18 protein-coding genes are annotated in these 25328 nt (G+C 50.3%); 7 read left to right on the plus strand and 11 right to left on the minus strand.

What is annotated here, in order from left to right; genetic code table 11:
• Nucleotides 1-150: 150 nt before the first annotated feature.
• Complete coding sequence (locus JJU14_RS10330) at nucleotides 151-1599, minus strand: TIGR03503 family protein (protein ID WP_228613230.1); 1449 nt, start codon at nucleotides 1597-1599, stop codon at nucleotides 151-153.
• Nucleotides 1584-2291 carry a DNA polymerase III subunit epsilon gene (dnaQ, locus tag JJU14_RS10335; RefSeq protein WP_228613231.1) on the minus strand — a complete coding sequence of 236 codons (708 nt, stop codon included), beginning with the start codon at nucleotides 2289-2291 and terminating at the stop codon, nucleotides 1584-1586. Before dnaQ ends, JJU14_RS10330 begins: the two co-directional genes overlap by 16 nt.
• A gap of 99 nt (nucleotides 2292-2390) precedes the next feature.
• Here dnaQ and rnhA point away from each other — a divergent pair, with 99 nt between their 5' ends.
• Nucleotides 2391-2867, plus strand: a complete 477-nt coding sequence (gene rnhA, locus JJU14_RS10340; protein WP_228613233.1) for a ribonuclease HI — start codon at nucleotides 2391-2393, stop codon at nucleotides 2865-2867.
• A gap of 3 nt (nucleotides 2868-2870) precedes the next feature.
• Here the strand turns inward: rnhA and JJU14_RS10345 are convergent, their stop codons facing one another.
• A complete protein-coding gene (locus tag JJU14_RS10345; RefSeq protein ID WP_228613235.1) occupies nucleotides 2871-3422 on the minus strand; it encodes a glutathione peroxidase in 552 nt (183 codons plus the stop codon).
• 192 nt (nucleotides 3423-3614) lie between these two features.
• Here JJU14_RS10345 and JJU14_RS10350 point away from each other — a divergent pair, with 192 nt between their 5' ends.
• The 3 genes from JJU14_RS10350 to JJU14_RS10360 all read left to right on the plus strand — a co-directional run bounded on the left by JJU14_RS10350 (nucleotide 3615) and on the right by JJU14_RS10360 (nucleotide 10894).
• Nucleotides 3615-6593 (plus strand): EAL domain-containing protein, encoded by a 2979-nt coding sequence (locus tag JJU14_RS10350; protein WP_228613237.1) that lies wholly within the window; start codon nucleotides 3615-3617, stop codon nucleotides 6591-6593.
• A 194-nt stretch (nucleotides 6594-6787) separates the two neighbouring features.
• The gene (locus JJU14_RS10355) at nucleotides 6788-8755 is read left to right on the plus strand and encodes a methyl-accepting chemotaxis protein (protein WP_228613239.1); all 1968 of its coding nucleotides are present in this window, start codon (nucleotides 6788-6790) and stop codon (nucleotides 8753-8755) included.
• Between the two features lie 48 nt (nucleotides 8756-8803).
• Nucleotides 8804-10894, plus strand: coding sequence for a bifunctional diguanylate cyclase/phosphodiesterase (locus JJU14_RS10360; protein ID WP_228613241.1), 2091 nt, complete (start codon nucleotides 8804-8806; stop codon nucleotides 10892-10894).
• Between the two features lie 67 nt (nucleotides 10895-10961).
• On the opposite strand, the gene folE is transcribed toward JJU14_RS10360, so the two are convergent.
• Complete coding sequence (folE, locus tag JJU14_RS10365; RefSeq protein WP_228613243.1) at nucleotides 10962-11609, minus strand: GTP cyclohydrolase I FolE; 648 nt, start codon at nucleotides 11607-11609, stop codon at nucleotides 10962-10964.
• A gap of 92 nt (nucleotides 11610-11701) precedes the next feature.
• Nucleotides 11702-12055, minus strand: coding sequence for a DUF2750 domain-containing protein (locus tag JJU14_RS10370; RefSeq protein ID WP_091337782.1), 354 nt, complete (start codon nucleotides 12053-12055; stop codon nucleotides 11702-11704).
• A gap of 144 nt (nucleotides 12056-12199) precedes the next feature.
• Between JJU14_RS10370 and ettA the strand changes: the two genes are divergently transcribed.
• On the plus strand, nucleotides 12200-13861 hold the full coding sequence (gene ettA, locus JJU14_RS10375; RefSeq protein WP_228613245.1) for an energy-dependent translational throttle protein EttA: 1662 nt from the start codon (nucleotides 12200-12202) through the stop codon (nucleotides 13859-13861).
• Between the two features lie 21 nt (nucleotides 13862-13882).
• Here the strand turns inward: ettA and JJU14_RS10380 are convergent, their stop codons facing one another.
• The 3 genes from JJU14_RS10380 to JJU14_RS10390 form a co-directional block, all read right to left on the minus strand.
• A complete protein-coding gene (locus tag JJU14_RS10380; protein ID WP_228613247.1) occupies nucleotides 13883-14305 on the minus strand; it encodes a CBS domain-containing protein in 423 nt (140 codons plus the stop codon).
• 116 nt (nucleotides 14306-14421) lie between these two features.
• Nucleotides 14422-15615 (minus strand): amino acid aminotransferase, encoded by a 1194-nt coding sequence (locus JJU14_RS10385; RefSeq protein ID WP_228613249.1) that lies wholly within the window; start codon nucleotides 15613-15615, stop codon nucleotides 14422-14424.
• Nucleotides 15616-15644: 29 nt separating this feature from the next.
• The gene (locus JJU14_RS10390; RefSeq protein WP_228613251.1) at nucleotides 15645-16358 is read right to left on the minus strand and encodes a GAF domain-containing protein; all 714 of its coding nucleotides are present in this window, start codon (nucleotides 16356-16358) and stop codon (nucleotides 15645-15647) included.
• A gap of 89 nt (nucleotides 16359-16447) precedes the next feature.
• Between JJU14_RS10390 and JJU14_RS10395 the strand changes: the two genes are divergently transcribed.
• Both JJU14_RS10395 and JJU14_RS10400 read left to right on the plus strand, forming a co-directional pair.
• A complete protein-coding gene (locus JJU14_RS10395; protein ID WP_228613253.1) occupies nucleotides 16448-16843 on the plus strand; it encodes a translation initiation factor in 396 nt (131 codons plus the stop codon).
• 201 nt (nucleotides 16844-17044) lie between these two features.
• Nucleotides 17045-17731 carry a PEP-CTERM sorting domain-containing protein gene (locus JJU14_RS10400; RefSeq protein WP_228613255.1) on the plus strand — a complete coding sequence of 229 codons (687 nt, stop codon included), beginning with the start codon at nucleotides 17045-17047 and terminating at the stop codon, nucleotides 17729-17731.
• 57 nt (nucleotides 17732-17788) lie between these two features.
• Here the strand turns inward: JJU14_RS10400 and JJU14_RS10405 are convergent, their stop codons facing one another.
• Genes JJU14_RS10405 through JJU14_RS10415 form a run of 3 tightly spaced genes read right to left on the minus strand, consistent with a single transcriptional unit; the run spans nucleotide 17789 to nucleotide 25222 of the window.
• A complete protein-coding gene (locus tag JJU14_RS10405; protein WP_366914891.1) occupies nucleotides 17789-19108 on the minus strand; it encodes an amidohydrolase family protein in 1320 nt (439 codons plus the stop codon).
• Nucleotides 19105-22212, minus strand: a complete 3108-nt coding sequence (locus JJU14_RS10410) for an amidohydrolase family protein (RefSeq protein ID WP_228613297.1) — start codon at nucleotides 22210-22212, stop codon at nucleotides 19105-19107. Before JJU14_RS10410 ends, JJU14_RS10405 begins: the two co-directional genes overlap by 4 nt.
• A gap of 49 nt (nucleotides 22213-22261) precedes the next feature.
• Entirely contained in the window at nucleotides 22262-25222 is a 2961-nt protein-coding gene (locus JJU14_RS10415; RefSeq protein WP_228613257.1) for an EAL domain-containing protein, read from the minus strand.
• Between the last annotated feature and the right edge of the window lie 106 nt (nucleotides 25223-25328).

Consider the following 25328-nt stretch of genomic DNA (forward strand, 5'->3'; position numbering starts at 1 on the left):
CGGCGTGACAGGCCGGTATTCTAACCAACTGAACTACCGCTCCAAACCAAGGTGCAAAGCACATCTTGTCAGGGATGTTGCAGTGCGGCGGGAATGATAAGGGTTCGGGTTTTCTGCGTCAACACCTTTTTGGCCGCAATTGCGCAAAGCTTAATCATCCGGTAAGGATAAGTCGAGAATATCGTCCAAATCGTCATTTTTTGCGGCAGGGCCTTGCTGTTTAGGCTCACCGTCTTTTTTCGATTTGCTGTTGTCAGCTGCCACTGCGGCTTTTTTCTTTGGTAACAAATCACGTATTGATTTACCGGTGAGCATGAGCCAGATAAAAAAACCACCTATCGATAAAATGAAAACATTCACGCTGATAACCCAGCCCCAAGGAAATGTCGGTACTTGTTCCAACTCTCTTCTGGCGGCTTCTTCTGCCAGGATCTCCTCAGGCAGACGCTCCAGCTCAGGAGCCTGAAAGGTTTCGAGATTTACCGAAAAATCCACGTTTGGCAGCGTCAACATAAACTCGCGACCACTGTATAATTCACCAAATGCCTGGGCTTCAATCATGTAGCTACCGTAGCCGCGATGATCCAGCTGCAAACGATGGGCTCCAAACTCAGGTCGCTGCAAGCTAAAGGATTCAGTATCGCCATCAGGGTAACGCACCCGCCCTTGCACAATAAGGCTTTGGGCCTTGACCTTTTCATTCACTACTACAAAGTTAAGCTGATGCTTCGCATCCGTGTGCTCCGCCTTGGTTAGCTCCGCTTTAATCGGTAAAGGATGAATTAAGACCGGAGCCTGCTCTACTTCCCTGATGTAGAGCGGTGTTTTAACCAAGTATTTAGGGATCCACTCCCCGGCAGCAAAATTTAGCTGAAACTCACCGGTAAAAACTCCATCCCGGGCACGCTCATCAAAGCCCCGGCCGTCATCCCGAAATTGAGCTACCTGTACAATGCCACGACCAAAATTGTCGTGCTCCGGGTTGTTGGTACTGATAAAAATCACATCCAGTGTCAGGATTTCCCGAAAATCCCGCGCATTGATTGGCTCACCAGCGTTTTGCAAACGAGCTGTCACCTTCAGAGTTTCACCACTCATCAGGTGCTCGGGCAAGGGATCGACATCAAGAATAATATCGCTTAGCACCATAATTCGGCTTTCCGCTAAAATGCGCCCTAGCGCCTGCCACGGACCCGCCATCGGTCGGGGGATATTGATCAAATCGTAGTTACGACTGGCATGCCATTCTACTTGCTGCTCTTCAGCATTACGAACATTGATCTTGCTGCCATCCGGCCGCACCAGAATCACAGAAGGAGAACCGGGCCGGCGAAACATCAGTAAGGTAATATCATCTACTTCGCCATCAATTCGAAAGCGGTTTTCAAACAGCGAAATTTGGTTGCGGGTTGGCAGTTGCTGCAACATCTCAAAGCCAACATCAAAAGGAGTATCCTCCAGCAGCTCTGGAAAACTAAGCTCCAGCTGCTCCAGCTGCTCCATAGTTAGCTCTGGTTCCGACTCCGGATCCGGCTGAGCAGATACCGTCCAACTCAACAATACCAGCAGGCATAGCAAACAATTTAGTGCTCTGGCCATAACACAGCTCCAGATTTTTTGGCAATAAGCTGCAAATGCTCCTGATGCGCTTGCAATTCCTGCTCGCAGGCAGCAATCACTTTCAAGGCTCCATTCCGTCGGATCTGTATCGGTTGCCGTTCACCACGACTATCGTCTTGCTGCTCTGACGCCAGATTGAGACTCACCTGACCACCGGTCATCCGCAGATAAACATCCGCCAGGATCTCAGCATCGAGCAAAGCCCCGTGTAAGGTGCGATGACTGTTGTTGATATCGTAGCGACGGCAAAGTGCATCCAGATTGTTTTTCTGACCTGGATGCAGATCCCGCGCTAGCTTCAAGGTATCCAGAATAGCGCAGTAGCCAGCCACAGGTGGCAAGGTTGGCCGGAGCATACTGAACTCGTGGTCAATAAAACCAACGTCAAAGGCTGCGTTGTGAATAACCAGCTCAGCCCCTTGAATGTATTGATAAAAGTCATTGGCAATATCACGAAACTTCGGCTCGTGCATCAAGCGTTCATTGGTAATACCGTGCACCGCAATAGCCTCAGCCTCAATGTCCCGCTCCGGGTTGATATAGACATGGTAATTGTTGCCAGTAAAACGCCGATTCACCAGTTCCACGCAGCCAATCTCAATGATTCGATGCCCTTCTTTAGGGTTGATACCGGTTGTTTCTGTATCGAGTACTATTTGACGTTTTGCCATCTGAGGTTCCGCTACCATCGCTTTTACGGTAAATTATAACAACTAAGCCTCTGCTCTGCGCTACTTGCCTGCGAAGCCAACTCATTCAAGGACATCTGTATGCAAAAAACCGTCACCATCTTTACAGATGGCTCTTGCCTTGGCAACCCTGGTCCTGGTGGTTATGGCATCGTACTGCGCTATCAACAGCATCAAAAAGAATTAAGTGCTGGCTTTTTGCAAACCACCAACAATCGAATGGAGCTGCTAGCTGCCATTGTTGCGCTGGAAACCCTGAAGTCGCCATGTCAGGTTGAGTTGTTTACCGATAGCCAGTACGTGCGACTTGGCATTACTCAATGGCTGGCAGGCTGGAAACGCAACCACTGGCGTACCAGCCAGAAAAAACCAGTGAAAAATCAGGATCTATGGCAACGGCTCGACACCGCTAGTCAGCGCCATCAGATCAACTGGCACTGGGTAAAAGGCCACTCTGGCCATCCGGAAAATGAGCGCTGTGATGAACTGGCACGAGAAGCGGCAACGCATCACGCTACCGCTGTTGATGAAGGCTTTACTGTCAGCCAGGATCAATAAAGCTTAACCGCCTTGCGCCAAAAGCTTTTCCAGCTCGGCAATAAAGCTGGCATCGGTCGGGCTGGTACGGCTACCAAAGTGCAGCACCGTCTGCTCGTCCGCGCTCACCAGGTACTTGTTAAAGTTCCAGGAGGGTTGCTTGCCACTTTTATCGATCAAGGCGCGAAATACCGGATTGGCACTGCTACCACGCACCGAGGTCGTGGTAAACATTGGAAACTGTACGCCATAATCTAAGTAGCACACCTCAGCCGTGCGCGCTTCATCACTGTGCTCCTGGCGAAAGTCATTGGATGGGAAACCAAGCACCACCAGACCCTTATCACTGTAACTATCATGCAATTGTTGCAAAGCTTCAAACTGTGGGGTGAAACCGCACTTACTGGCCGTATTCACCACCAATAAGGTTTTGCCTTTGAACTGCTCGCACAAATCGACCGTTTCACGGGTATTGAGCTGCTGCATAGAGTGGCCTAACACAGCGCCGCATTGACTTGCCAGGGCTGGGCCACTGAAGGCCGCAGTCACAGCGACTGCCAATAACCATTGTTTCATTATGCTCTCCTAAAAAAAACTGCTATCCGCTTAGTCTGGCTGATACGCACCGCTAGTGCAAATGGATCTTTTACCAGCATTAAATGCTTGATTGGTCTATAATACTGAGCGAAACCAACAAAACTTTCACCAAGCAATGAACACCTTATCATTACCGATAATCGCATTAGTCCCCATGAAGATCACAACACCATGAATACGCTGCGCAAACTGTCGCGGCATAAATATCATCCGTTAGCCATTGCCACTTTACTGGCAGCCTTGCTGCTGAACAGCGCTTTTGTTTGGTACCTGGATACCCAGCGCAGCCAACGTCAGCAACTGACAATGAACCAGACAGCCCAGGCATTTCTGAATCAGTTGCAACTTCGTTTGGAACGCAGCTTCACTGCGGCTTATGCTATAGCTGCCGGCATCAACCAGGCTGGCGCAGAGCAAATCGAGTTTAAAGCCTATGCCAGAGAGCTGCTGAGTTACTATCCTGATATTCTTGCGATTTCACTGGCTCCAGATGGAGTAATACACGATGTCTACCCTTTAGAAGGCAATCAGCAGCTACTTGGCTTTGATTTATTTGCTCACCCGGAGCAAAGCAAAGAGGCAGAGCGTGCTAAAGCAGCTGGTAAGCTAAGATTGAACGGGCCCTTCCCTTTGGTACAAGGCGGCAAGGGTGTAGTGGCACGCTTGCCTTTGTTTCAGCAATCGGATGGAGCTAGCTTCCAGGGATTTATCAATGTCACCTTGCGGCTTGATCCAATACTGGATAGCCTGCACCGTGATTATTTCCAACAGAGCCACTATGCCTACCAGCTGTGGCGTTACGATGCCGATGAACGCCGTCAAATCATACGGCAGCACGCTAATCTGCCTCCAGGCAGTACTGCATTTACACTGGCATTAGCTGACAACTCTTGGCAATTGGAGATGCACTATCAGGCTACTTTGCAAGAACGGCTAACTTTCTGGCTTGAGGTTATGTTTGCGCTTTTCTCCAGCCTGCTGCTCTATAGCTTTGCCTTATTCTACCTGCAACTGCGCAGTCAGCGCGGCTTACTTAAACATCAGGTAGCTGAGCGAACCGAAGAGTTACAAAACGCGCTACAACGTTACCGGTCTTTTGTGCAGGCATCCAATACCGGTGGCTGGGAATACGATCATAGCCGAAATTTCCTAAAGTGCAGCCAGGAATACTTTAGTATGCTGGGACGACGCAGGGATCAGTTCGATCAGTCTGGCCAGGATAATCTGTCGGCTGCCTGGCTGGACTTGCTGCACCCAGATGATGTGACCCCTGCCAGTCAGGCGTTCATTGACTATCTGCAACAGCCTGATGGCATGTACGAAAGTCAGTTCCGGATGCGCCATCAAGATGGTCACTGGGTATGGATTTTATCGCGTGGCCGCACCCTGCGGAACGAGGATGGCAGCCCATCCGCAATTACGGTTGGCACTCATATTGATATCAGTACACAAAAGCAGGCTGAGATGAGGCTGCAGCTGCTGGAGCAATTATTTGAGCAAAGCTCCGAAGGTATGCTGGTGACAGACCCAAACCATACCATCCTATTGGTCAACAAAGCCTTCACCACCATAAGTGGCTTCAGCGGTGATGAAGTCATTGGCAAAACGCCCAAGTTGCTGTCCTCGGGCAAACACAACAAAGATTTTTATCAGGCCATGCAACAAGCCATCCAACGCCATGGGAACTGGCAGGGTGAAATCTGGAACCGCCGCAAAAATGGCGAGCTTTATCCAGAATGGTTAAGTATTTCACAAATCCGGGATACGAAAGGTCAGCTTAGCCACTATGTCGCCCTGTTCAGCGATATCAGCAATTACAAGCAAGATCAGGAAAAGCTCAATTTGCTGGCGCATTTTGACTCCCTGACTCAATTACCAAACCGTACTTTACTGATTGACCGGACCGAACAAGCCATTCAACGAGCCAAACGCGCCAGCCACCAAATAGCCATGCTATTTATTGACCTGGACCGTTTTAAAAAGATCAACGATGCGCTTGGGCACGAGGTCGGTGATGAAATTTTGGTACAGGCTGCCCAGCGCCTGCAAACCATGACCCGCAGCCAGGATACTCTCAGCCGCCTTAGCAGCGATGAATTTATTTTGCTGCTACCAGATACCAATCAGGAAGCTGCAGGCAGGTTGGCCAAGCGAATTCTTGAAACCATGCAAACGCCCTATCAATTTGCCAGAGATCCACTCAGTATCTCTGCCTCGATTGGCATCGCTATCTACCCGAACGATGGGGATAACTTTTTTGAGCTAAACAAGCACGCCGATATCGCCATGTTCAAAGCCAAAGAAGATGGCCGCAACAAATACTGTTTCTTTACAGCCGGTATGCAAAGCCAGTTCAACCGACAGTTGCAGTTGGAAAATGCGCTCAGACAAGCTATTGAGCACAATCAACTGCAGCTGGTGTATCAACCTCAGCTCTGCCTCAAAAGCAACAAACTTACTGGCTTTGAAGCCCTACTACGCTGGCAACATCCGGAGCTGGGTTTTATTTCACCAGCAGAGTTTATCCCGGTAGCCGAGCAAAGCGGTTTGATGATCAAGCTCGGTGAGTGGGTATTGCAGCATGCGATTCAACAGCAAAAAAAATGGTTCCAGCAAGGCTATACCAAGCTGGTGATGGCCATCAACTTATCACCTGTTCAATTTCGTCAGCCTGAGCTACTTAATATCATCAGCACCCAACTTGAGCTGGCCAAGCTGCCAGCCCACTGCATTGAACTGGAAATCACCGAAAGTGCCATGGTCGAGGATGCTGAGCAAGCCATCAAAACAGTCGATGCCATTCGCCAGAAAGGGATTTGGATTGCGATTGATGATTTTGGTACCGGCTACTCCTCGCTCAGCTATTTAAAACGATTTCATCTGAACAAGCTAAAAATCGATCAGTCTTTTGTACGTGAACTGCTGGAAAATAAAGAAGATCGCGCCATTGTCACTGCCATTATCCGGATGGCACAAAGCCTGGGCTTAAAAACCATTGCTGAAGGAGTGGAAACCGCTGAGCATCAAAGCTTATTGCAACAACTAGGCTGTGATGAAATTCAGGGTTACCACTATGGTCGCCCCATGCCAGCTGAAGCCGCCACCGCATTTTTGCAACAACACATGGCCTCCCCTACCAGCCAGCATTGATGCAATCCGTGCTGGCTGAAAGCATCCTCCTCGTTCGAAAAAATAGATAATAAATAGCTAATTATTTATTTCCTAATAAAATCATCATCCTGACTGTATTTTAGTACCTTTTTTGATTATTTTTCGATCTACTTCAGAACCGATTGGTGTGCAGAATAGTAAAAATATCTGAACAATCACTGGAGATAGCAAGAATGCGTAATATAAACCAGGTCTTTATGGATATGAGTGTACAAAAGAAGTTGCTCTGTGGCTTTGGCTTAGTTCTTGCCATCTTAGTTGGCATTAGCTGGTTAAGTTTGCAGGCACTTGGCAGCTTGAATGAACGCTTTGCCCTGCTAAATAAGGTGAAAACCATCAGCATTTTAGTTGGTGAAGCCAGGCAGCAGGAAAAGAACTTCATGCTGCGCCAGGATGAAGCCTATATTCAAGATGCCAATGCCCTGATCAATCAAAGTCTGCAGATTGCTGAGCAATCGCTGAGCGCCTTTACCACATCAGAAAGCATTCAATTAATGCAAACGCTACAACAGGAAGCCAGGGCCTACCAACAGGAGCTGCAAAATTATACCAGCCTGGAACAACGCAGCCAGCAAAGTCAACAACAAATGGAGCAAAGCGCCCGTCAGGCATTGCAAGTATTCAATCAACTGGAGCAGGACTTTAACAGCAGAGCGCTGGATGAAATTCAGCGTCAGGGCGATCAGGCCAGTATTGAAGCACTGCAACTGTCGCTACTCGCCAGTGAAGCGGCCCGCACCTTGCTCGAAGCACGCCGACTGGAACGCACCTTTGTATTAACTGAATCACAGCAGGATTATCAGGCTTTGCAGCAACAACTCAGTCAGCTCGATCAACTGATAAGTCAGTTGCAGCAAACAGGCATTAACGGTGGTCTTGGTCAGCAATTAACGCTGGCAAGCAGTCAACTTAACCAGTACCGCAGCGAATTTACCGAGTTTCGCCGCTTAGTGGATGCGACCAATGCTTCTGAGCAGCAAATGACTGAACAAGCCCGTAATGTTGTCACTGGTGCTGAAAGTTCACTTGAGCGTCAGCTGGAACAAATGCAACAGCAACAACAACAGGTTCGCTGGATGTTGATAAGCGCCAGCTTACTGGCCCTGCTGATTGGCCTGGTCGCAGCCCTGGTGATCACTCGGTTAATCGTGCGTCCACTGCAACAGGTCGTTGCAGTAGCGGATAAAATTGCCGCCGGTGACTTAACTACGGATCTAAGCAGTGATCGTAAGGATGAGCTGGGCCAGCTAACCAATGCGATGCAACGCATGACGGTCAGTCTGCGTCAGCTGATTCTTCGCCTGTCCAGTGGCATTACTCAACTAGCCAGCTCAACCGAGGAAATGGCGGTGATCTCTCAGCAAACCAGCGCCGGGGTAAGTCAGCAAAAAGTCGAAACCGAGCAGGTTGCCGCCGCCATGAATGAAATGACAGCTACAGTGCAGGAAGTTGCCCGTAGTGCGGAAGAAGCATCCATGGCAGCAACCAACTCAGCAACACAGGCCGAACTCAGCAATCAGATCCTGGATAAAACCATGACGGGTATCAAGCAGTTGGCAAAAGATGTCAATCAATCGGCCGTTTCGATTGCCGAGCTCAAAGACGAAGCCGACAGCATCGGTTCCATTTTGGATGTGATTACCAACATCACCGAACAAACCAATCTGTTGGCGCTAAATGCAGCCATCGAAGCCGCCAGGGCTGGTGAAGCGGGTCGCGGCTTTTCAGTGGTAGCTGATGAAGTACGGCAGCTAGCGACTCGGGCGCAGGCTTCGACCACGCAAATTAATGAAGTCATTCAACGCCTGCAACGTAAAGCCGAGCTCGCTATGACAGCCATGCAGGCCAATACCGAACGGGCCAATGAAGTGTTTGAGTCCACTGATGATGCCAGCGAGGCCATTGAAAACATCTTAAAGGATATCCAGAATATCCAGCAAATGAACCAACAAATTGCCGCTGCAGCACTGCAGCAAAGCACGGTGGCAGAAGAAATCAACCGCAGCCTGACCAATATTCAGGTAGCCACCGAGCAATCCTCCGTCGCCATTGAAGAAACCGCCAAGACCAGCAGCACTCTGAGCCAACTGGGGCTGGAGCAACAGGAACTGACCCATCAGTTCCGCTTATCCGCCGCCTAGGCAACCCACTGGCGGCTTTAGCCGCCAGTCATTTCAAGGAGGTGCAGCATGCTGGAATCATACGCCAGACTAACCCCAGGTGCTTTTTATCTATTTCAAGCTGATAGTTTAGGGCGTTATAGCCTGCCGGCCATCAGTGATCAAGTTGAAGCCATCTTAGGCTACAGCGCCAGCGAGTTGAGTGCCAAACCGGAGTTAGTTTTTGATCGCATGCACCCAGACGATCGCAAACGCGTGCAAACAGATATTCAACATTCACGCTGCAACCTGAGCATGTTTCACTGCGAATATCGGGTAAAACATCGCCTGGGACACTGGGTCTGGTTGGCCGCCCATTCCGAGCCGGAGCAACTGGATCAAGAGTACACGTTGTGGCGCGGTTTTTTATACGATATAAGCATACAAAAGCAAGCCGAACAACAACGCCTTCAATCCGATAAAGAAGCCAGGGAGTTGCTGGATCATATGATGGATGCGGTAATCAGCACCGATCAGTCCGGCAAAATTCTCAGCTTTAATCGCTCGGCGCAGCTACTGCTTGGCTATAGTGAATGCGAAGCGATAGGCCAGAACATTGCCCTGATCATGCCCACGTCGCATGCAAAGCGACACGACAGCTATCTGGAGCAGTACCAGCAACATCAGATACCGAAAGTTGTTGGCAACAAACGTCAGCTGGAAGCCAAACACAAAGATGGTCAGCTGATCCCAATTGAACTTAGAGTCAGCGAAATCAGCGACCAGGATGGCAAACGCTTTTTGGGCGTATTGCGTGATTTATCCGCTCAACAGCAGCAAAGCAAAATGCTGCAACAATTGCAACAACGCGATCCGCTGACCCAGCTCCCCAATCGACAAGCGTTCTTAAACGCCCTGGCCGACACCGTTCGCAGCAGCCACCAGAGCCCGATGAGCTATGGCCTTGTCTTGCTGGATATCGATGCTTTTAAACAGCTCAATGACGCAACCAGCCATGTTTTCTGTGATCAGGTCCTGCTGGAGCTGACCAAACGCCTGAAACAACAATTGGGCTCAATGCAGCAGCTGGCACGGGTCGGCGGTGATGAATTTGCCATTATCTGGCCTTTGTTATCTACCCATGATACCCAAGTGCTGCCAGCCTTGTGTGAGCAGGCAGAGCAAATACTCAATCTGCTGGCCAACCCCATCCGGTGTCAGCGTCAGGGCTGCCGCCTGACCGTCAGCATTGGTATCTGTTTACTAAGCCCCGGTATGCGGCCTGATCAATGGTTGCACTACGCTGAATCAGCAGTGCAGCATGCCAAACTGCGGGGTAAGAATAATTACCAGGTATTTACCCCTGAGCTTGCCAAGAAGCAGCGCACCGAAGCCAGGTTGGCGCTGGATTTACGCGATGCCGTCGAACAGCAGCAACTGGAGCTGTTTTTGCAGGGACAATTTGATCAGGCCGGGCAATTAACCGGGGCCGAAGCTCTGCTGCGCTGGCACCATCCAGAGCATGGCCTGGTGCCGCCTGATACCTTTATTCCACTGGCCGAGGAATCCGGCCTGATTGTCCCTATAGGGCGATGGTTGATTGAGCAAGCAGGCCAATTACTTGCCAGTTGGCATAGCAACCCACTAAGTCAATCACTGCAACTTGCCATCAATATCAGCTCACGCCAGTTTAGCGATCCTTCTTTTGTCAGCGACCTGCTTAATTGTCTGCAGCGCTATCGCTTTAATCCTCACTTACTGCATCTGGAGCTGACCGAAAGCTTGTTGATAGACAATGCCAGTGAGGTCGCCGATATCATGATGCGACTGAACAGTCAGGGACTCACTTTTTCGCTGGATGACTTTGGTACCGGTTATTCATCGCTGGCCTATCTGAAACGTTTGCCCCTGCAAACACTGAAAATTGATCGTAGCTTTGTACGGGATCTACTAAGCAATCCTAACGATGCGCTGATTGCACGCAGTATTGTTTCACTAGCGCACAACCTTGGCCTGAGTGTCATTGCCGAAGGTGTGGAAGAACAAGCTCAGTTGCAGGCACTCACCCAGATGGGCTGTGGCTGTTTTCAGGGCTATTACTTTCAGCGGCCGATGCCAGTGCCAGAGTTTTCTGCGCGCTATTTGCAACACAAGCAGTACAAAGCACGCTCCAGCGCCTGAGAAAAGCCGCCACCAAAAAGAAGGCAGCCAACCGGCTGCCTTCTTTATTTAAGTTTCCAGTCATGGATTAACTCAACCGCGAGAAAAACTCCGCGCGGGTGCGGGCATCTTCCCGGAAAGAGCCGCCGAGGGCTGTGGTCTGGGTTTTGGAATTCGCATCCATCACGCCGCGCGCTTTGACGCAGTAGTGCACTGCTTCAATGCTAACCGCGACATTGTCGGTTTCCAACAAAGTTTGCAGCGCCACCAGCACTTGTTCGGTTAAGCGCTCCTGCACCTGAGGGCGCTGGGCAAAGAAGCGTACGATACGGTTGATTTTCGACAGGCCAATGACTTTATTCTCTGGAATGTAAGCCACAGTGGCAGTGCCATCAATGGTAATAAAGTGATGTTCGCAGGTGCTGGAGACACCGATATCCCGTACCTTGATCATCTCTTTGACCTTCATTTTATTGTCAATCTGAGTGACTTTCGGGAAATTGCGATAATCCAGGCCGGAGAAAATTTCATCGACGTACATTTTAGCAATACGATGTGGTGTTTCGGCCAGACTGTCGTCCGCCAAATCCAGACCTAGCGTTTGCACCACGTCTTTCATCAAGGCTGAAATTTTCTGGTACTTCTGATCGCGGCTTAGCCCGGTCTCCAGCATCGGAGTTTCCAGACCTTTTTTCTCAAGTGCGCTGCGAACGCGAATGGCTTCTTCAGATAACATAGCTTTTCCAAAACAAGGGGAATCTGCCCCTTTATACAGCGGCGCCCTGCGGCTGGTTCAATCGGAAGCAGCTACAGGCGCAAAACAACCGCTTATTGTACCAGACGAAGCGCTGCCAGCAAAACCGTCGGCTCCACTTCCGGGCCATTCAGCTCGCTGTCCCAGTTGGTTCCAATTAAAAGACCATCGTCGTACATTTCTTTTAACCAGCCATCACAGAACACATCCAGTGGGATGGCTTCGGGCTGATAATCGGCCCATTCATCGCTGCAATGCGCTTTGGCATCGGCTTCAGAGGACCAAAATGGGATCACATCGGTCTCTTCAAATTCAACCGACTCCACCACCAGCAAATCTTCACCCTCTGCCAACGCATAGACCACACCATTGGTTTTAGCGGCTTCCACAAACTGTTGATATTTCGGATCGTGCTGTGCTTCAGACATAAGGCTTCACAAAGTTGACATCAATACCGCCTATTAGAACAGAAATCAGGGGCAAAGTGCCAGTGTTATCGGCTTGGTTGTGACTTCACGCCCTGTCTGAAATCACGTACAATCCCTGCAATTGCAACCAATGATGTGGACGTTATGGCACAGTACATTTACACCATGCATCGGGTCTCGAAAGTAGTCCCGCCGAAAAAAACCATTTTAAAAGATATCTCCCTGTCGTTTTTCCCCGGCGCTAAAATTGGCGTGCTGGGTTTAAATGGTGCTGGTAAATCCACCCTGCTGCGCATTATGGCCGGGGTCGATCAGGACTTTGAAGGCGAAGCCCGGCCACTTGCCGGCACCAAAATTGGTTATTTGCCACAGGAACCAGTGCTGGATACCAGCAAAACCGTGCGCGAAATCGTCGAAGAAGCGGTGGCCGATGTGAAGCAGGCGTTTAGCCGGTTGGATGAAGTCTATGCCGCTTATGCCGACGAGAATGCCGATTTTGATGCACTTGCGAAAGAACAAGGCGAGCTGGAAGCGCTGATCCAGGCCAAAGATGGTCACAACCTCGACAATACACTGGAGCGGGCGGCCGATGCCCTGCGTCTGCCTGCCTGGGATGCCAGCATTGAGCATTTATCCGGTGGCGAACGGCGCCGGGTGGCTATTTGCCGCTTATTGTTGGAGCGGCCGGATATGTTGCTGCTGGATGAGCCAACCAACCACCTGGATGCCGAATCTGTGGCCTGGCTGGAGCGCTTCCTGCACGATTATCCCGGCACTGTAGTGGCCATTACCCACGACCGTTATTTCCTCGATAATGTCGCCGGCTGGATTTTGGAGCTGGACCGAGGCTATGGCATTCCGTGGGAAGGCAACTACTCGTCCTGGCTGGAGCAAAAAGAAGCGCGGTTGGCCCAGGAAGAGCGCAGCGAGCAAGCCCGTCAGCGCTCCATTAAACAGGAACTGGAATGGGTTCGCACCAACCCGAAAGGCCGCCATGCCAAGAGCAAGGCGCGGATGGCCCGCTTTGAAGTGTTGCAAAATACCGACTTTCAAAAGCGTAATGAAACCAACGAGCTCTTTATTCCACCGGGCCCGCGCCTGGGTGACAAGGTGCTGGAAGTCAGCCACTTGCGCAAAAGCTTTGGCGATCGTTTGTTAATTGAAGATTTAAGTTTCAGCATCCCTAAGGGCGCCATTGTTGGCATTATCGGCCCGAACGGTGCCGGTAAATCAACCCTCTTTAAGATGATCACCGGCTCCGAGCAAGCGGATTCCGGCAGCATTGAGCTCGGCGATACCGTTCAGGTGGCGTCGGTCGAGCAGTTCCGTGACAGCATGAATGCCAAAAACACCGTCTGGCAGGAAATCTCTGACGGCCAGGACATTTTGCAGATTGGCAATTTCCAGCTGCAAAGCCGGGCTTATGTCGGTCGCTTTAACTTTAAGGGCAACGATCAGCAGAAATTCATCGGCGATTTGTCCGGTGGTGAGCGCAACCGGGTGCATTTAGCCAAGCTGCTGCGCGCTGGTGGCAACATGCTGCTGCTGGATGAACCAACCAATGACTTAGACGTGGAAACCCTGCGGGCGCTGGAAAACGCTTTGCTGGACTTCCCGGGCTGTGCCATGGTGATCTCGCACGATCGCTGGTTCCTCGACCGCATTGCCACTCATATCCTGGATTACCGTGATGAAGGCCAGGTGAATTTCTTCGAAGGAAACTACTCGGATTACGAAGCCTGGATGAAAGAAACCCTGGGTGCCCAGGCACTTGAGCCGCATCGTATCAAGTACAAGAAGATCTAAGCCCTTCCCCTCAGCCACGCTCTACTCCGGGCGTGGCTGTTTCTTTTCCAGTGCCTGCATAATATCGCGCCAGCTTAAGATGCCAAGCGGCCGGTTAAAGCTATCCACCACCGGAATGCAGGACACGCCTTCGCGGTTGAACAGACGCACTGCATCCATCACATCAGCCCCTACCGACAAACTAATGGGCTGCCGATGCATCACCTGATGCACCCGCTTTTTCAGTGTTGCCAAATCTTTGGTGGTCTCAGCGGCAGTGCCAAGATTCGGGCTTAAGGCTTTAAACAAATCCCGATCAGAAATCACGCCCATTAACTGTTTATTATCCACCACCAGCAAATGATGAAATTTCACCTGATCGAAAATTTCTTTCACCACCGCCAGGGTATCATCGGGTGAGACGCTGACCGGGTTACGACTCATCAACTGAGTGATAGCAGGCATGTGAAGGTGTCCACGATAGAATAACTAAGCTAAGTGTATGATCATTTGCCGGAAAAACAAAAGCCGCACCACTACCAATAAAGGAGTAACTGCGGCCTTTTAAAGCGAAGAATCGCTTACTTCAGTACTTTGGCTACCGATTTGGCAAAATAATCGATGTTGCTGTGATTCAGGCCAGCAATGCTGACGCGGCTGGAACCCACCATGTAAATGCTGAACTCATCACGCAACCGGTCGATTTGTGCTTTATTGATGCCCAGGAAGCTGAACATGCCATGCTGGCGGGTAATAAAGCTGAAATCCTGCGCAATGCCTTCAGCTTTGAATTTATCCACAATCAACTGACGGTAATCATTAATCCGGTTGCGCATTTCAGCCAACTCCTGATGCCAAAGCGCGGTCAGCTCCTGACTATCCAGAATATGGCTTACGATGATGGCACCATGTGCTGGTGGCATCGAGTAAATGCTGCGCACCACGCTCAATAACACAGAGCGGGCTGTTTCAGCAGCCTTGCTGTGCTCAGTCAGCAAGGTACAGGCACCGATGCGCTCACGGTACAAACCAAAGTTTTTTGAGCACGAGCTGCACAAAATCAGCTCCGGCACTTCGGCAGCTAAGTGACGCAGGCCTGCAGTATCTTCCTCCAGGCCAACACCAAAGCCCTGATAAGCCATGTCCACCAACGGCGTAAAGCCACGTTCTTTAGCAAGCTCGGTAAAACGCTGCCACTGCGCAAAGGTCAGGTCCAGACCGCTTGGGTTATGGCAGCAGGCATGCAGTAAAACTACATCACCAGGCTCCACCTCTGCCAACTCGGCAAACATTTGCTCTTCCAGCAAGCCTTTGTTGTTGTAATCGTAGTAGCTGTATTCTTTGACCTTAAGACCAGCCGCCTGAAACAACGAAATGTGATTGGCCCAGGTTGGTGTCATTACCCAGATCGTGGCAGAAGGATTGGCCCGTTTAATAAACTCAGCTGCAACCCGCAAAGCACCGGTACCGCCCGGGGTATGGGCTGTGGTCAAGCGCCCAGCCAATAAAGCCGGATGCTCCTTGCCAAACGCCAACTGCTCAATGTGCCGATTAAAATTCAGATCGCCAGCCATGCCAATGTAGGTTTTGCTGTCTTCTTTGGCCAGGCGCAGTGCTTCGGCTTTTTTCACGCACTTGAGTACAGCCGTGTGCCCTTGCTCGTCTTTGTACACCCCAACACCCAAATCAATTTTATCTGGGTTTGGATCCTGCTGATAAGCAGCCATCAGGCCAAGGATCGGATCTGTTGCCACTGGCTGTAACTGAGAAAACATAGTGCTCACCTGTTTTTATCACTGCATGGTTAGTCTGCTGCAGGCAAATAAGCCGGTACCATCAAGCAAATGGCAATCAGCAAGGCCAGGGCAGCAGGGTTAAAGACGTCTTTTTGAAAAGCTTCGGCATCAATAATGCCAACTATTCTGCCTGATTGGTCAAACAGAGGCAAACAGGCTTCGGCTAAAACTTTAGGATCGCAAGTGTAGTAATCACCGCCCTGCGCCAGGTACTCAGGGATATCGTTAATCACCCGCGCCTTCCCCGTCAACCCAACGGTGCTGTTATTGCTCATGCGGGCAAATTCCGGCGTTAACGGAAACTCAGCCCGGGAGGGGGCACCATAATAAGCAAGCTTGACCAACACCGTTTGCTGCTCCCGATTGGATCGGGCCTGATAAATACCAAACCACTCCATACCGGTGCGGGTTTCAAAGGCCTGACAGAATAACTGCAGTAACTGTAAAGCCTGCTCGGTCTCTGGTTTCTGCCCACCCAGGATGGCGGTTAAATCATAAGGTTGGTCAGCTAACTGACCAAAGAGTGAACAAGCCCCGCCCTCACCGAGTTCAGGAACAAGGTAAGCCCAGCGAACTTCAGGGCGAACAGCCTCATCCAGAAAGTGTTCCAGCCACTGTACTTCCCGCTCAATTTCGTGATCATCCAGCTGCCACACCGTATCTAAGCCCGTTTGCTGAATGTATTGACGGATCAATGGATTATGCTGAGACAATTTAGACATCCAGATTTCTAAAATAATAATGCGCCATTCTAGGCAAAAAATGGCAAAATGCCAACTAGATTTAAAGCCAGACATCACGCGGAGCAAGCATGAACCGTAAAACCTTATCCTTAGCCGACTGGCAACAACAAGCCGGCAAAAACATCAACCCGGCCCCCGTTGCCGGAGAGGATCTGGTGTACAGTACCGATAGCGGTAAAATAGTGGCAGAAAAACCAGTGAAGGCTGAGGGCCAGGCTTATGCCGATGGTAAGCTTCGACTGCAACGTCAGACTAAAAAGCGTGGTGGTAAAGCTGTCATTCTAATCAGTGGCATGGCAGGCAGCCAAGATGAACTGCAAGTAGTGTGTAAAGCATTAAAGCAATTTTGCGCCTGTGGCGGCAGCGTCAAAGATGGCACTATTTTGTTGCAAAACGATCAACGCGCTCAGGTAGAGGCTGCTTTACACAAACTGGGCTACACTACTGTTTGGGCAGGTGGTTAAACGAATCAGGCAATTGAGTGTCTGCTTTTTTTACACAAAGCTGAAAAAACAAAAGCCGCCACCACGGAAGTCACTATAATATTATGATTTTATTTAAGTAATTATTTGAGGAATGAATCTTGCATTAATTTTAACCACTGAAGGTTTCAGGGATGCTCAGTACCTTCGCAGTTCAGTAATCAGTAAAAGGATACGCCAACTATGGGTTTTAACAAATCAGCTGTTTTAGGTTCCGCCGTTGCCATCTTGTTTAGTGCAACAGCCATTGCAACTCCTATTCAGGTAGACACAGGTACTATTTATAACATCAGCAGTGTCAGTGACTTTAGCAATCATCTGGACCTGGATGGTATGAAGGTGACGGCTTGTTTTACAACAGGTAGCTGTGAGCAGGTGGTTTTTAATGGTGCCAATGCTGCCGCTGTTGGAACAGGTTGGTCTCTCTCGCTGTTTGGCGATACATTCATTAACCCATTCTTGTTTTCTACTGATTTGGCCGCCACATCGCTGACACTGAATGCATGGTCTGCCGGGGCCGTCTTTGATATTAAGACGGATAATGCAGGCTCGCCAGGAAGTGAGTTTGGTAGCCCTTATACCATTGAAGATGATTTCATCTTCAATGATGATGCTTTTGGTTGGGCACAGTTTTCCGCTGAAAGTGTTACCTACAGCAATCAGGCCTGGCTCAATGGGCAGTTCTATGGTGATTTATACAGCAGTATGCGGATTGAGTTTGACAGTGCTGGTGTTACCGGCAAGATGTCTTTTATTGCGGATACCGATAGTGTCACCTTTGTCGTGCCGGCTCCAGCCACCACTTTTTTACTTTTGGTTGGCTTGACTGGCCTGGCGATTAAACGCAGATTGCAATTTCGCCAGCGTTAAACACAACAGTTCTCGAAAAAAGGGTGCCGCTATGGCACCCTTTTTTGTGGAAGCAATTTATTGTTGATAACGCTGTTGATAGCGCCGATGCAGCTGCTTATGACGGTTATCCAGATCAACCGGTCGGCCATCAATCCACATCCGTTCAACCCGGTGTCCCAGGTAATCAAAAATATCACCATCGGACACCACCAAACTGGCGCTTTTACCCACTTCAATAGAGCCTAAACGATCGGCCACCCCGACAATGCGGGCTGCATCCAGGGTTAAGGCTTTCAATGCATCAGTCTGGCTCAAGCCATAGCGGGTGACATGACCACTGGCAAACACCAGATTGCGGGTATCCCAGAAACCATCCAGTGATAACGCAAGTCGTACTCCGGCATCACGCAAAATCCCTGGTGCCGCAAAGGCCTGATCATAGGCTTCATCGCCTCGGGTCGGCAAACCAAAGGGAGCCGTGTAAATCACATCGACATTGGCCGTGGCCAGTTCATCGGCCATACGCCAGCTGTCACGACCACCAACAATCACCAATCGTGCCTGATAGTGCTTTGCCAGCAACATCGCCTGGCGGATTTGCCGTGGATCATCAGCATGCACAAACAACGGCAACTCACCTTTGAAAAAGGGCAGCATCCGGTGCCAGCGCGAGTCCAGGCCATGATTCAAACCTGCCTGTTCCGCTTTAAAGTAAGCGTGGGCCTGTTCAAAGTAGCGGTTCAACTGCTGCAATTGCTGTTGCTGCTGCTCCCGCTGCTTTTCCGGGCTCTGACTGGCGCGCCAACCGGTTCGAATAGTCATAGAAGGCCAGTTAATATGCAGCCCAACATCGGATTGCACCAGAGCATCCTGCCAGTTCCAGCCATCGAGTTGCATCAAAGCAGAACGGCCTGTAATCATGGCACCGGATGGATAAATCAGGCTGTGGCTAAAGCCATTGCTACGAATGGTTGGGATCACCACAGAGTCGGCATTAAAGGCCACTTCTACCCGTAAATCCGGATTGGTGTTGCTGGTCTCCCGATCATCCCGGGTGGCACGCACAGCTTCTACCTCAATCAGACCCAGCTGGTTGATCAACGCAATCAAACCTGGATACAAGTGCTTACCGGTCAAGTCATGCAGTTCGGCATCTGCTGGTGCCTGCAATTGCGGACCAATGGCAGCAATCTTTCCATCGACCAGCAATACATCCTGTACCTTCGGCTCAGCGTCGACCACCGTATGCACCAAAGCGTTTTGCAATAGGATAGGGTGCTGCTGAGGGGTACCTGGCACCGGATTAACAGCCAGCACAGGCAGCGCCACTGTCATCGCTACGAACAGAGCCGGCAAACGGCCACAAAGCTTAGAGAAAATTGTCTGCATCTTCATTGGTGTGCTCCTGCATGATGATGTCCTTGATGGTGACCATGGTGACCATGCTGATGGTAGCGCTGATGACCAAAGCGGATTTGCAGCCAGTCTTCGTGATCATCACAATGCCAGATTGGGTCCTCGTCTTTATACCCTACGCTAGTGCCCTGACGCGCTGAGTCACCGGCTGTCAGTACTTTTTGGATCAGTTGTAAGCGCTCCTGCTCCAGCTGTTCGCGCTTCGCGATATCGCTGGCACGATCAAAGTAACGAGCCCCTTCGATCCAGGTTTGCTGCACTTGACTGTATACTGACAGCGGATGACCATCCCACAGCACAAAGTCCGCCCGCTTACCGGTCTCAATCGATCCAACCTGATCGGCAATTTTCAGCTGCATGGCCGGGTTGATGGTGACCATTTTCAAGGCTTCGTGTTCATCCATATCGCAATACATCACTGACTTGGCTGCTTCCTGATTGAGACGGCGCAACAAGCCCGGATCATCCGAGTTTACGCTGACATTCAGTCCTTGCTCGTGCATCAGGCAGGTATTGGTTGGAATGGCATCATTCACTTCCATTTTAAAACCCCACCAGTCGGCAAAGGATGAAACAGAAGCACCATGAGCCTTCATTTCACTGGCAACTTTGTAGCCTTCTAAAATATGCGTGAAGGTCTGAATGCGGAAGCCCATCTCTTCAGCCAGCTCCATCAGCATCAAAATTTCAGATGCAACGTAGGAGTGGGTATGGATGTGACGCTCACCATTGAGTATTTGAACCAGAGTATCCAGCTGATAATCCCGCCGAGGTGGCGCTACCTGGGCCCTGTCACGCCGTGATAAGCGTTCATAGGCCTGCCATTTGGCCTGATACTCTTTCGCTGCCTGGAATTGATCACGAATAAAGGTTTCCACCCCAACCCGGGTTTGTGGATAGCGGCTGCTAAATTGAGCGCCCCAGTTCGATTGCTTGACGTTCTCACCCAGTGCAAATTTAATGCTGGGCGGCGCGTCTTTAAACTTCATACCTTCGGCATCCTGCCCCCAGCGCAAGCTCAGAATTTGCGCCTGACCGCCAATCGGGTTGGCACTGCCGTGCAGCAATTGAACCGCGGTCACACCACCGGCTAAGCCGCGGTAAATATTGATATCATCAGGGTTCACCACATCCCCTAAACGTACCTCAGCCGTATTGGCATGCGATCCTTCATTGACCCCCTGGGCAGTAGCAATGTGGGAGTGTTCATCAATAATACCTGGCGTCAAATGCAGGCCCGTTGCATCAATCACGTTGTACCCTCTGGGCGTAGACAAGCCCTGGCCAATGCGCTGAATACGGCCATCCCTGATAATGACATCGGTTTCCGTTAAGACACCGGCATCGGCAGCTGTCCAAACAGTCGCATTACGAATATGCAGGTTTTGTTGCCTTGGAAGCTCCGCCACCCCAAAAGCACGATTTGGATACGTCAGCTGTGAAATCAGAGGAGCGGCCTCAGTAGCAGACGCAGTCTCTTTCGCAGGCAGAGGCTGCCGGCTGGATTGCACTGCGCTGCGCTGACCATTGGCCTCGAGCCAATGACCCGTTAACTGATTGTCTGTCAGCACCCCACTGAATTGGATGACCTCATTGCGCTCGAGCAGTTCTTTTAAAGCAAGGCTGAACTGCAACTGAGGGCCCTGCTGCTGAAGATGCTCCAGCTTGACGCTCTTATCCGCCAGTTTCAATTCACCTTTGTAAGCCCCGGAGCGACCAGTCAGAGTCAACTCTGCTGGCTGACCAGCTAGCTGTACCGAGTAACTACCACTAAAATCCGGGCCTGGTGCCTGATGCAGCACCGGCTGACCACGCAGCCAGGTCGCGACAATAGCGCCATCATCAAACAGATTGCCACGGCTAACCACGAGATCAGCCCGATAACCCGGTTGCACCTTGCCAAGCTGGCTGGCAATGCCAAGCAAATCGGCTGGTACTGTGGTCAAGGCAGCGAGCGCCTGTTGCTCAGTTAAGCCATGCTGCATAGCACGACGCAGATTCGGCCAAAAGTCTGCGACTTTATCCAGGCCGTGGCTGGTCAGAGCAAAGCGAACACCCGCCTGAGCTACAGCGGCAGGGTTCGCCGGTGCTCGCTCCCAGTGTCGTAAATCTGCCAGGCTGACATCCAACTGGGCATCGACATAGTGCACGTCCGGCGCCGCAGGGAAGCTAAGCGGTAAAACTAAAGTACGGTTACTGGCTTTTACCTGCTCCAACCGGCTGTATTCATGGCCAGAACCAAGCAAAGCGACCCGCTCCAAACCAAACTCGGCCAGCAACTGGTGGGCTCGCAACAAAGACTGCTCATCGCTGGCTTCAAACAATACGCCCTGTTCAGGCAAAGTAGCTAACGCCGCCAAGGCTGCATTGTATTCAATCGGCTGACTATGAAAGCGCAAATCCGTCTTCCCATAAGCACTTTGGTACCAGTTTGCATCCGATAAAGTCTGACGAATAAGCGCCATACTGCCCATCAACGAAGAAGGGTAACTCTGGGTGGAGCTGCCCTTGCTAAAGGACATAAACTGTTTGCCATTGGCTTTTAAGATCACCTCATTAGGCAGACCTTCAGCTAAAGAAGCCACTACGGCTGAACCACGGAAGATGCCATCATGCCGCGCCGCCTGAACTGTGGTAAAACCTTGCTCAATCAGCGGTTTTGCCTGGCCTGCATTTGGTTTGAACTCATCAGCCCAACGACGTTCAGCATGGATGGCAGCATTGCTGGCATTGCCACCTTTACGCTCATTCTGATACTGAGGGGGTTCACCAAAGCGAAAGCCCCCAGCAGCTGTTGCCTGTTCTACCCCATATTGGGTGAAAGGATCGATAAAGCCAGCGTAAACATAGTGGCCACTTAAATCATGCTGTTGATAGCCAGCTGGCACTGAGCCGCCAGAGCGAACCGACTCAATCACACCATTACGAATTAAAATAGTGGCATTGGTTACCGTGCGGCCTGGCTCGGTTATGACTGTGGCATTGGTGAGTGCGACCAGGTTCGGAGTTTTATCCCGGATCCCCAGTTGCGGGGTGGTCTGTGCGGCATAGAGGACAGGCGCTGCCAGGGCAACGGCCACCATACCAACCCAGGGAAGTTGTTTCGTCATTGTTGTGTTCCTGATGTTGGGATCAGTTGATCGTAAATTCCAGTTGATTGAGCTCCTGCTCAGCCAAAGGCATACTAAAGTAATAGCCTTGCACCAAAGTGCAATCATGCTGCTTTAAAAACGCGACCTGCTCGATGGTTTCTACCCCTTCAGCCACCACCCGCAAATTCATTTGCTGTGCCATAGCGAGAATGGCAGATACAATATCCATATCGTTGGTGTCGTCCGGAATATCCTGCACGAACGAACGGTCAATTTTAAGTTCATCGACCGGGAAACGTTTCAAATAGCTCAGCGAAGAATAGCCTGTACCAAAATCATCAATAGATAAAGAGACACCCAGGCTTTTCAGCTGATTTAGCTGATGAATAGCCGCATCGGTATCGCCCATCAGCATGCTTTCGGTAATTTCGAAAATAATTCGCTTAGGCTCTACCCCAGTGCGTTTTAAAATTCGTTCCACCGTTTCTGCCAGGCTGTTATCGCGAAACTGTCTGGCTGACAGGTTGATGGACAGGTCCACATTTAGACCGCGACTGCATTGACGCGCCAGAAAGCGACAGCCCTCCCAAAGGACCCATTCGCCAATTTGTACAATTAGACCCGTGCTTTCGGCTACTGGGATAAATCGAGCTGGTGGCACCAGCTTATTATCCGGTCGCAACCAGCGTATTAAGGCTTCGTAGCCGACAATATGATTGGTGTTCAAATCGATTTTAGGTTGGTAATACAGCATAAACTGGTGTTCGCGAATGGCTTCTCTAAGCTGGCTTTCCAGCTCAAGCCGCTCTTTTGCTGCTTCATTCAGATCCTGACTGAAGAAATGAAAGGTATTCTTACCGCGTGCCTTGGCCTCGTACATGGCTAAATCGGCATGTTTAAGCAACAGCTCCTCGTCACCAGCATCTTCCGGTGCCATGGTAATGCCAATGCTGGCACTGATGGCAACCTCTTGTGAACCCAACTTAACCGGCATAGCAAAGGAATGCTGCAAATTCTCTGCGATCAAAGCAGCCTGTTGCCGGCTTTCAATGCCACTTAAAATTACTGCAAATTCGTCGCCACCGAGCCTGGCGATGGTATCCTCTTCGCGCAAACGGCTAATCAACCGCTTCGCAACCTCTTTGAGCAATTCATCACCTGCATCGTGACCAAGGGTATCATTGATCAGTTTGAACTCGTCCAAATCAAAGTACAGCAATGCAAAGGCATAATGGCCACGCTGCGACATCGCCAGCGCCTTGCGCAGTTGCTCACGGAAATACCCTCGATTAGCAAGGCCTGTCAGGACGTCGAAGTAGGCCAACTGCTCCATCTTCTGCTGACTTTCTTTGATAAATGAAATATCCTGCAAAGCACAGACGTAATTGGTCACGGTACCTTTTTCATCTCGAATCGGCGCAATGGCCATCGACATCCAGCACTGTTGAGTCTGATGTGCCAGCAAAATATCACCGCGCCAATGGTGGCGTGACAGAATGGTTTGCAACATTTCCTCACGCACGAAAGCCATTTCCGTGGCGATTAAGTCGGTGATGGATTTACCTTCAGCCTCTTCTGCAGGCAAAAGCAATAAATCCACCAGAAAGGGGTTGAGGTATTCAATACGCAACTGAGCATCGGTTAATACAATACCTGAGCTGGAAAAGGCTACTGCTTTGGTCAGTTTCTTGGTGGAGCGCTCGGCTTGTTCCTTTTCAGCTATTCGGGTATTTAAACCTTCCAGTAACTCAGCAATTTCCCCCGACATACCTTCGACAGCACGATTCAGCACGCCAATTTCATCACTGCTCTGATCAAGCTTTAAGGTATGGTAGCCCCCCCTACCTAGCCGGACAATAGCATCCGATACCCGGTTCAGACGCTTTAACACCAGCCGGTAGATAAAGAATTGCAGCAGTACAGCCACAATCAAAGCAATCAGCACGAAAAGCACGAACACTTTGGATTGAATGCTTTGCAAGGTTTTAAAAGTGTCGGCTTTAGGCCGATAAACGGTCAAAAACCATCCCAGGCGCTCAATGGGGGCCGCTTGCAATAAATACTGCTCACTACTGGCGCTAAGAAACTGATTACGTTCCGGCTCTGTTAGTAATTGCTGCTTAAAAGCTTTTAGCTCTGGATCTGAAATTTCCATGCCTTGCAGTAAGGTATTCATCCGGGCATCGCGCTGTGGTTGATGCCCGGGAGCAAGTAATAGATTGCCAGATCGCTCAAACACCATCAGTTGGTACTGCCTGGTGAGTAAAGCTTGTGAGGTCAGGTCAGCAAAGAGATCGTCAAGGATATAGTCGGCTCCGGTCACTCCAACGAACCTATCATCAAGGTAGACAGGTACAACCAAGCTGGTCATCCAATGTTGCCAGATGTCATCAAAATAAACGGGGGTCCAGCGCGGTACGCGCGCTGGATTCTCTTCAGGAGTTGCCAGTCTAAAGAATACGTCCTGATCAAAATTGTGTTCCGCCTCGACTTCCAGCGCCCAGTCAGCCGGAGAGATGCGGATAAAATGATCGTGACTGATAAAGTAGAAATTAAAGAAATCCTGCCGCATCATTGCAGCCAGCTCAGGCCAACTGCCCTTACTGGCTGAAAACCAGCGCTCAGCTGATGTGCCAACCTGTGCTGAAGGCAAAAAAGCTCCTGAGAAAGAATCACGGATCCGCACAGCGCCATCCGCTTGCGGCTGCATTGCCATCACAGGTGAACTAACATCTACTGACAAAGCGCGGGTAAAAAGCTGATTGGCAGCCAGCGCTTTTTTTTCTTTTTGCGTGATGAGTTGCTCGACTTGCTTAGCTGTATGCTGAGCCATCTGAGCCAGACTGGCTTGCTCTTGCTCCAATACTACCTCGCGTTGCAAAAACAACACAGCCGACAAAACCGCAATACCTGCGCCAAGCGTACAAATAAATACCACCAGCGCTAATTTAACGCTGAGTGAACGTATTCCTGTGGGTTTTTGCAAATGCAGATCTTTCACTACAAAGGAGCCTGTTGTTGTTTTTGCTGGCCAAAACTGTGGTTAGATCCTGACCACACTTTAAGATACTACACTTTTTGCTACAAGTCCCTTAGTATACTAGAGA

The organism is Alkalimonas sp., from assembly GCF_020831925.1.
Lineage (GTDB): Bacteria > Pseudomonadota > Gammaproteobacteria > Enterobacterales > Alteromonadaceae > Alkalimonas.

What these genes read in the sequence shown, in the direction of transcription:
- JJU14_RS10330 (WP_228613230.1), bottom strand. Translation starts at nt 1,599, where the DNA reads ATGGCCAGAGCACTAAATTGTTTGCTATGCCTGCTGGTATTGTTGAGT.
- dnaQ (WP_228613231.1), bottom strand. Translation starts at nt 2,291, where the DNA reads ATGGCAAAACGTCAAATAGTACTCGATACAGAAACAACCGGTATCAAC.
- rnhA (WP_228613233.1), top strand. Translation starts at nt 2,391, where the DNA reads ATGCAAAAAACCGTCACCATCTTTACAGATGGCTCTTGCCTTGGCAAC.
- JJU14_RS10345 (WP_228613235.1), bottom strand. Translation starts at nt 3,422, where the DNA reads ATGAAACAATGGTTATTGGCAGTCGCTGTGACTGCGGCCTTCAGTGGC.
- JJU14_RS10350 (WP_228613237.1), top strand. Translation starts at nt 3,615, where the DNA reads ATGAATACGCTGCGCAAACTGTCGCGGCATAAATATCATCCGTTAGCC.
- JJU14_RS10355 (WP_228613239.1), top strand. Translation starts at nt 6,788, where the DNA reads ATGCGTAATATAAACCAGGTCTTTATGGATATGAGTGTACAAAAGAAG.
- JJU14_RS10360 (WP_228613241.1), top strand. Translation starts at nt 8,804, where the DNA reads ATGCTGGAATCATACGCCAGACTAACCCCAGGTGCTTTTTATCTATTT.
- folE (WP_228613243.1), bottom strand. Translation starts at nt 11,609, where the DNA reads ATGTTATCTGAAGAAGCCATTCGCGTTCGCAGCGCACTTGAGAAAAAA.
- JJU14_RS10370 (WP_091337782.1), bottom strand. Translation starts at nt 12,055, where the DNA reads ATGTCTGAAGCACAGCACGATCCGAAATATCAACAGTTTGTGGAAGCC.
- ettA (WP_228613245.1), top strand. Translation starts at nt 12,200, where the DNA reads ATGGCACAGTACATTTACACCATGCATCGGGTCTCGAAAGTAGTCCCG.
- JJU14_RS10380 (WP_228613247.1), bottom strand. Translation starts at nt 14,305, where the DNA reads ATGCCTGCTATCACTCAGTTGATGAGTCGTAACCCGGTCAGCGTCTCA.
- JJU14_RS10385 (WP_228613249.1), bottom strand. Translation starts at nt 15,615, where the DNA reads ATGTTTTCTCAGTTACAGCCAGTGGCAACAGATCCGATCCTTGGCCTG.
- JJU14_RS10390 (WP_228613251.1), bottom strand. Translation starts at nt 16,358, where the DNA reads ATGTCTAAATTGTCTCAGCATAATCCATTGATCCGTCAATACATTCAG.
- JJU14_RS10395 (WP_228613253.1), top strand. Translation starts at nt 16,448, where the DNA reads ATGAACCGTAAAACCTTATCCTTAGCCGACTGGCAACAACAAGCCGGC.
- JJU14_RS10400 (WP_228613255.1), top strand. Translation starts at nt 17,045, where the DNA reads ATGGGTTTTAACAAATCAGCTGTTTTAGGTTCCGCCGTTGCCATCTTG.
- JJU14_RS10405 (WP_366914891.1), bottom strand. Translation starts at nt 19,108, where the DNA reads ATGAAGATGCAGACAATTTTCTCTAAGCTTTGTGGCCGTTTGCCGGCT.
- JJU14_RS10410 (WP_228613297.1), bottom strand. Translation starts at nt 22,212, where the DNA reads ATGGTGGCCGTTGCCCTGGCAGCGCCTGTCCTCTATGCCGCACAGACC.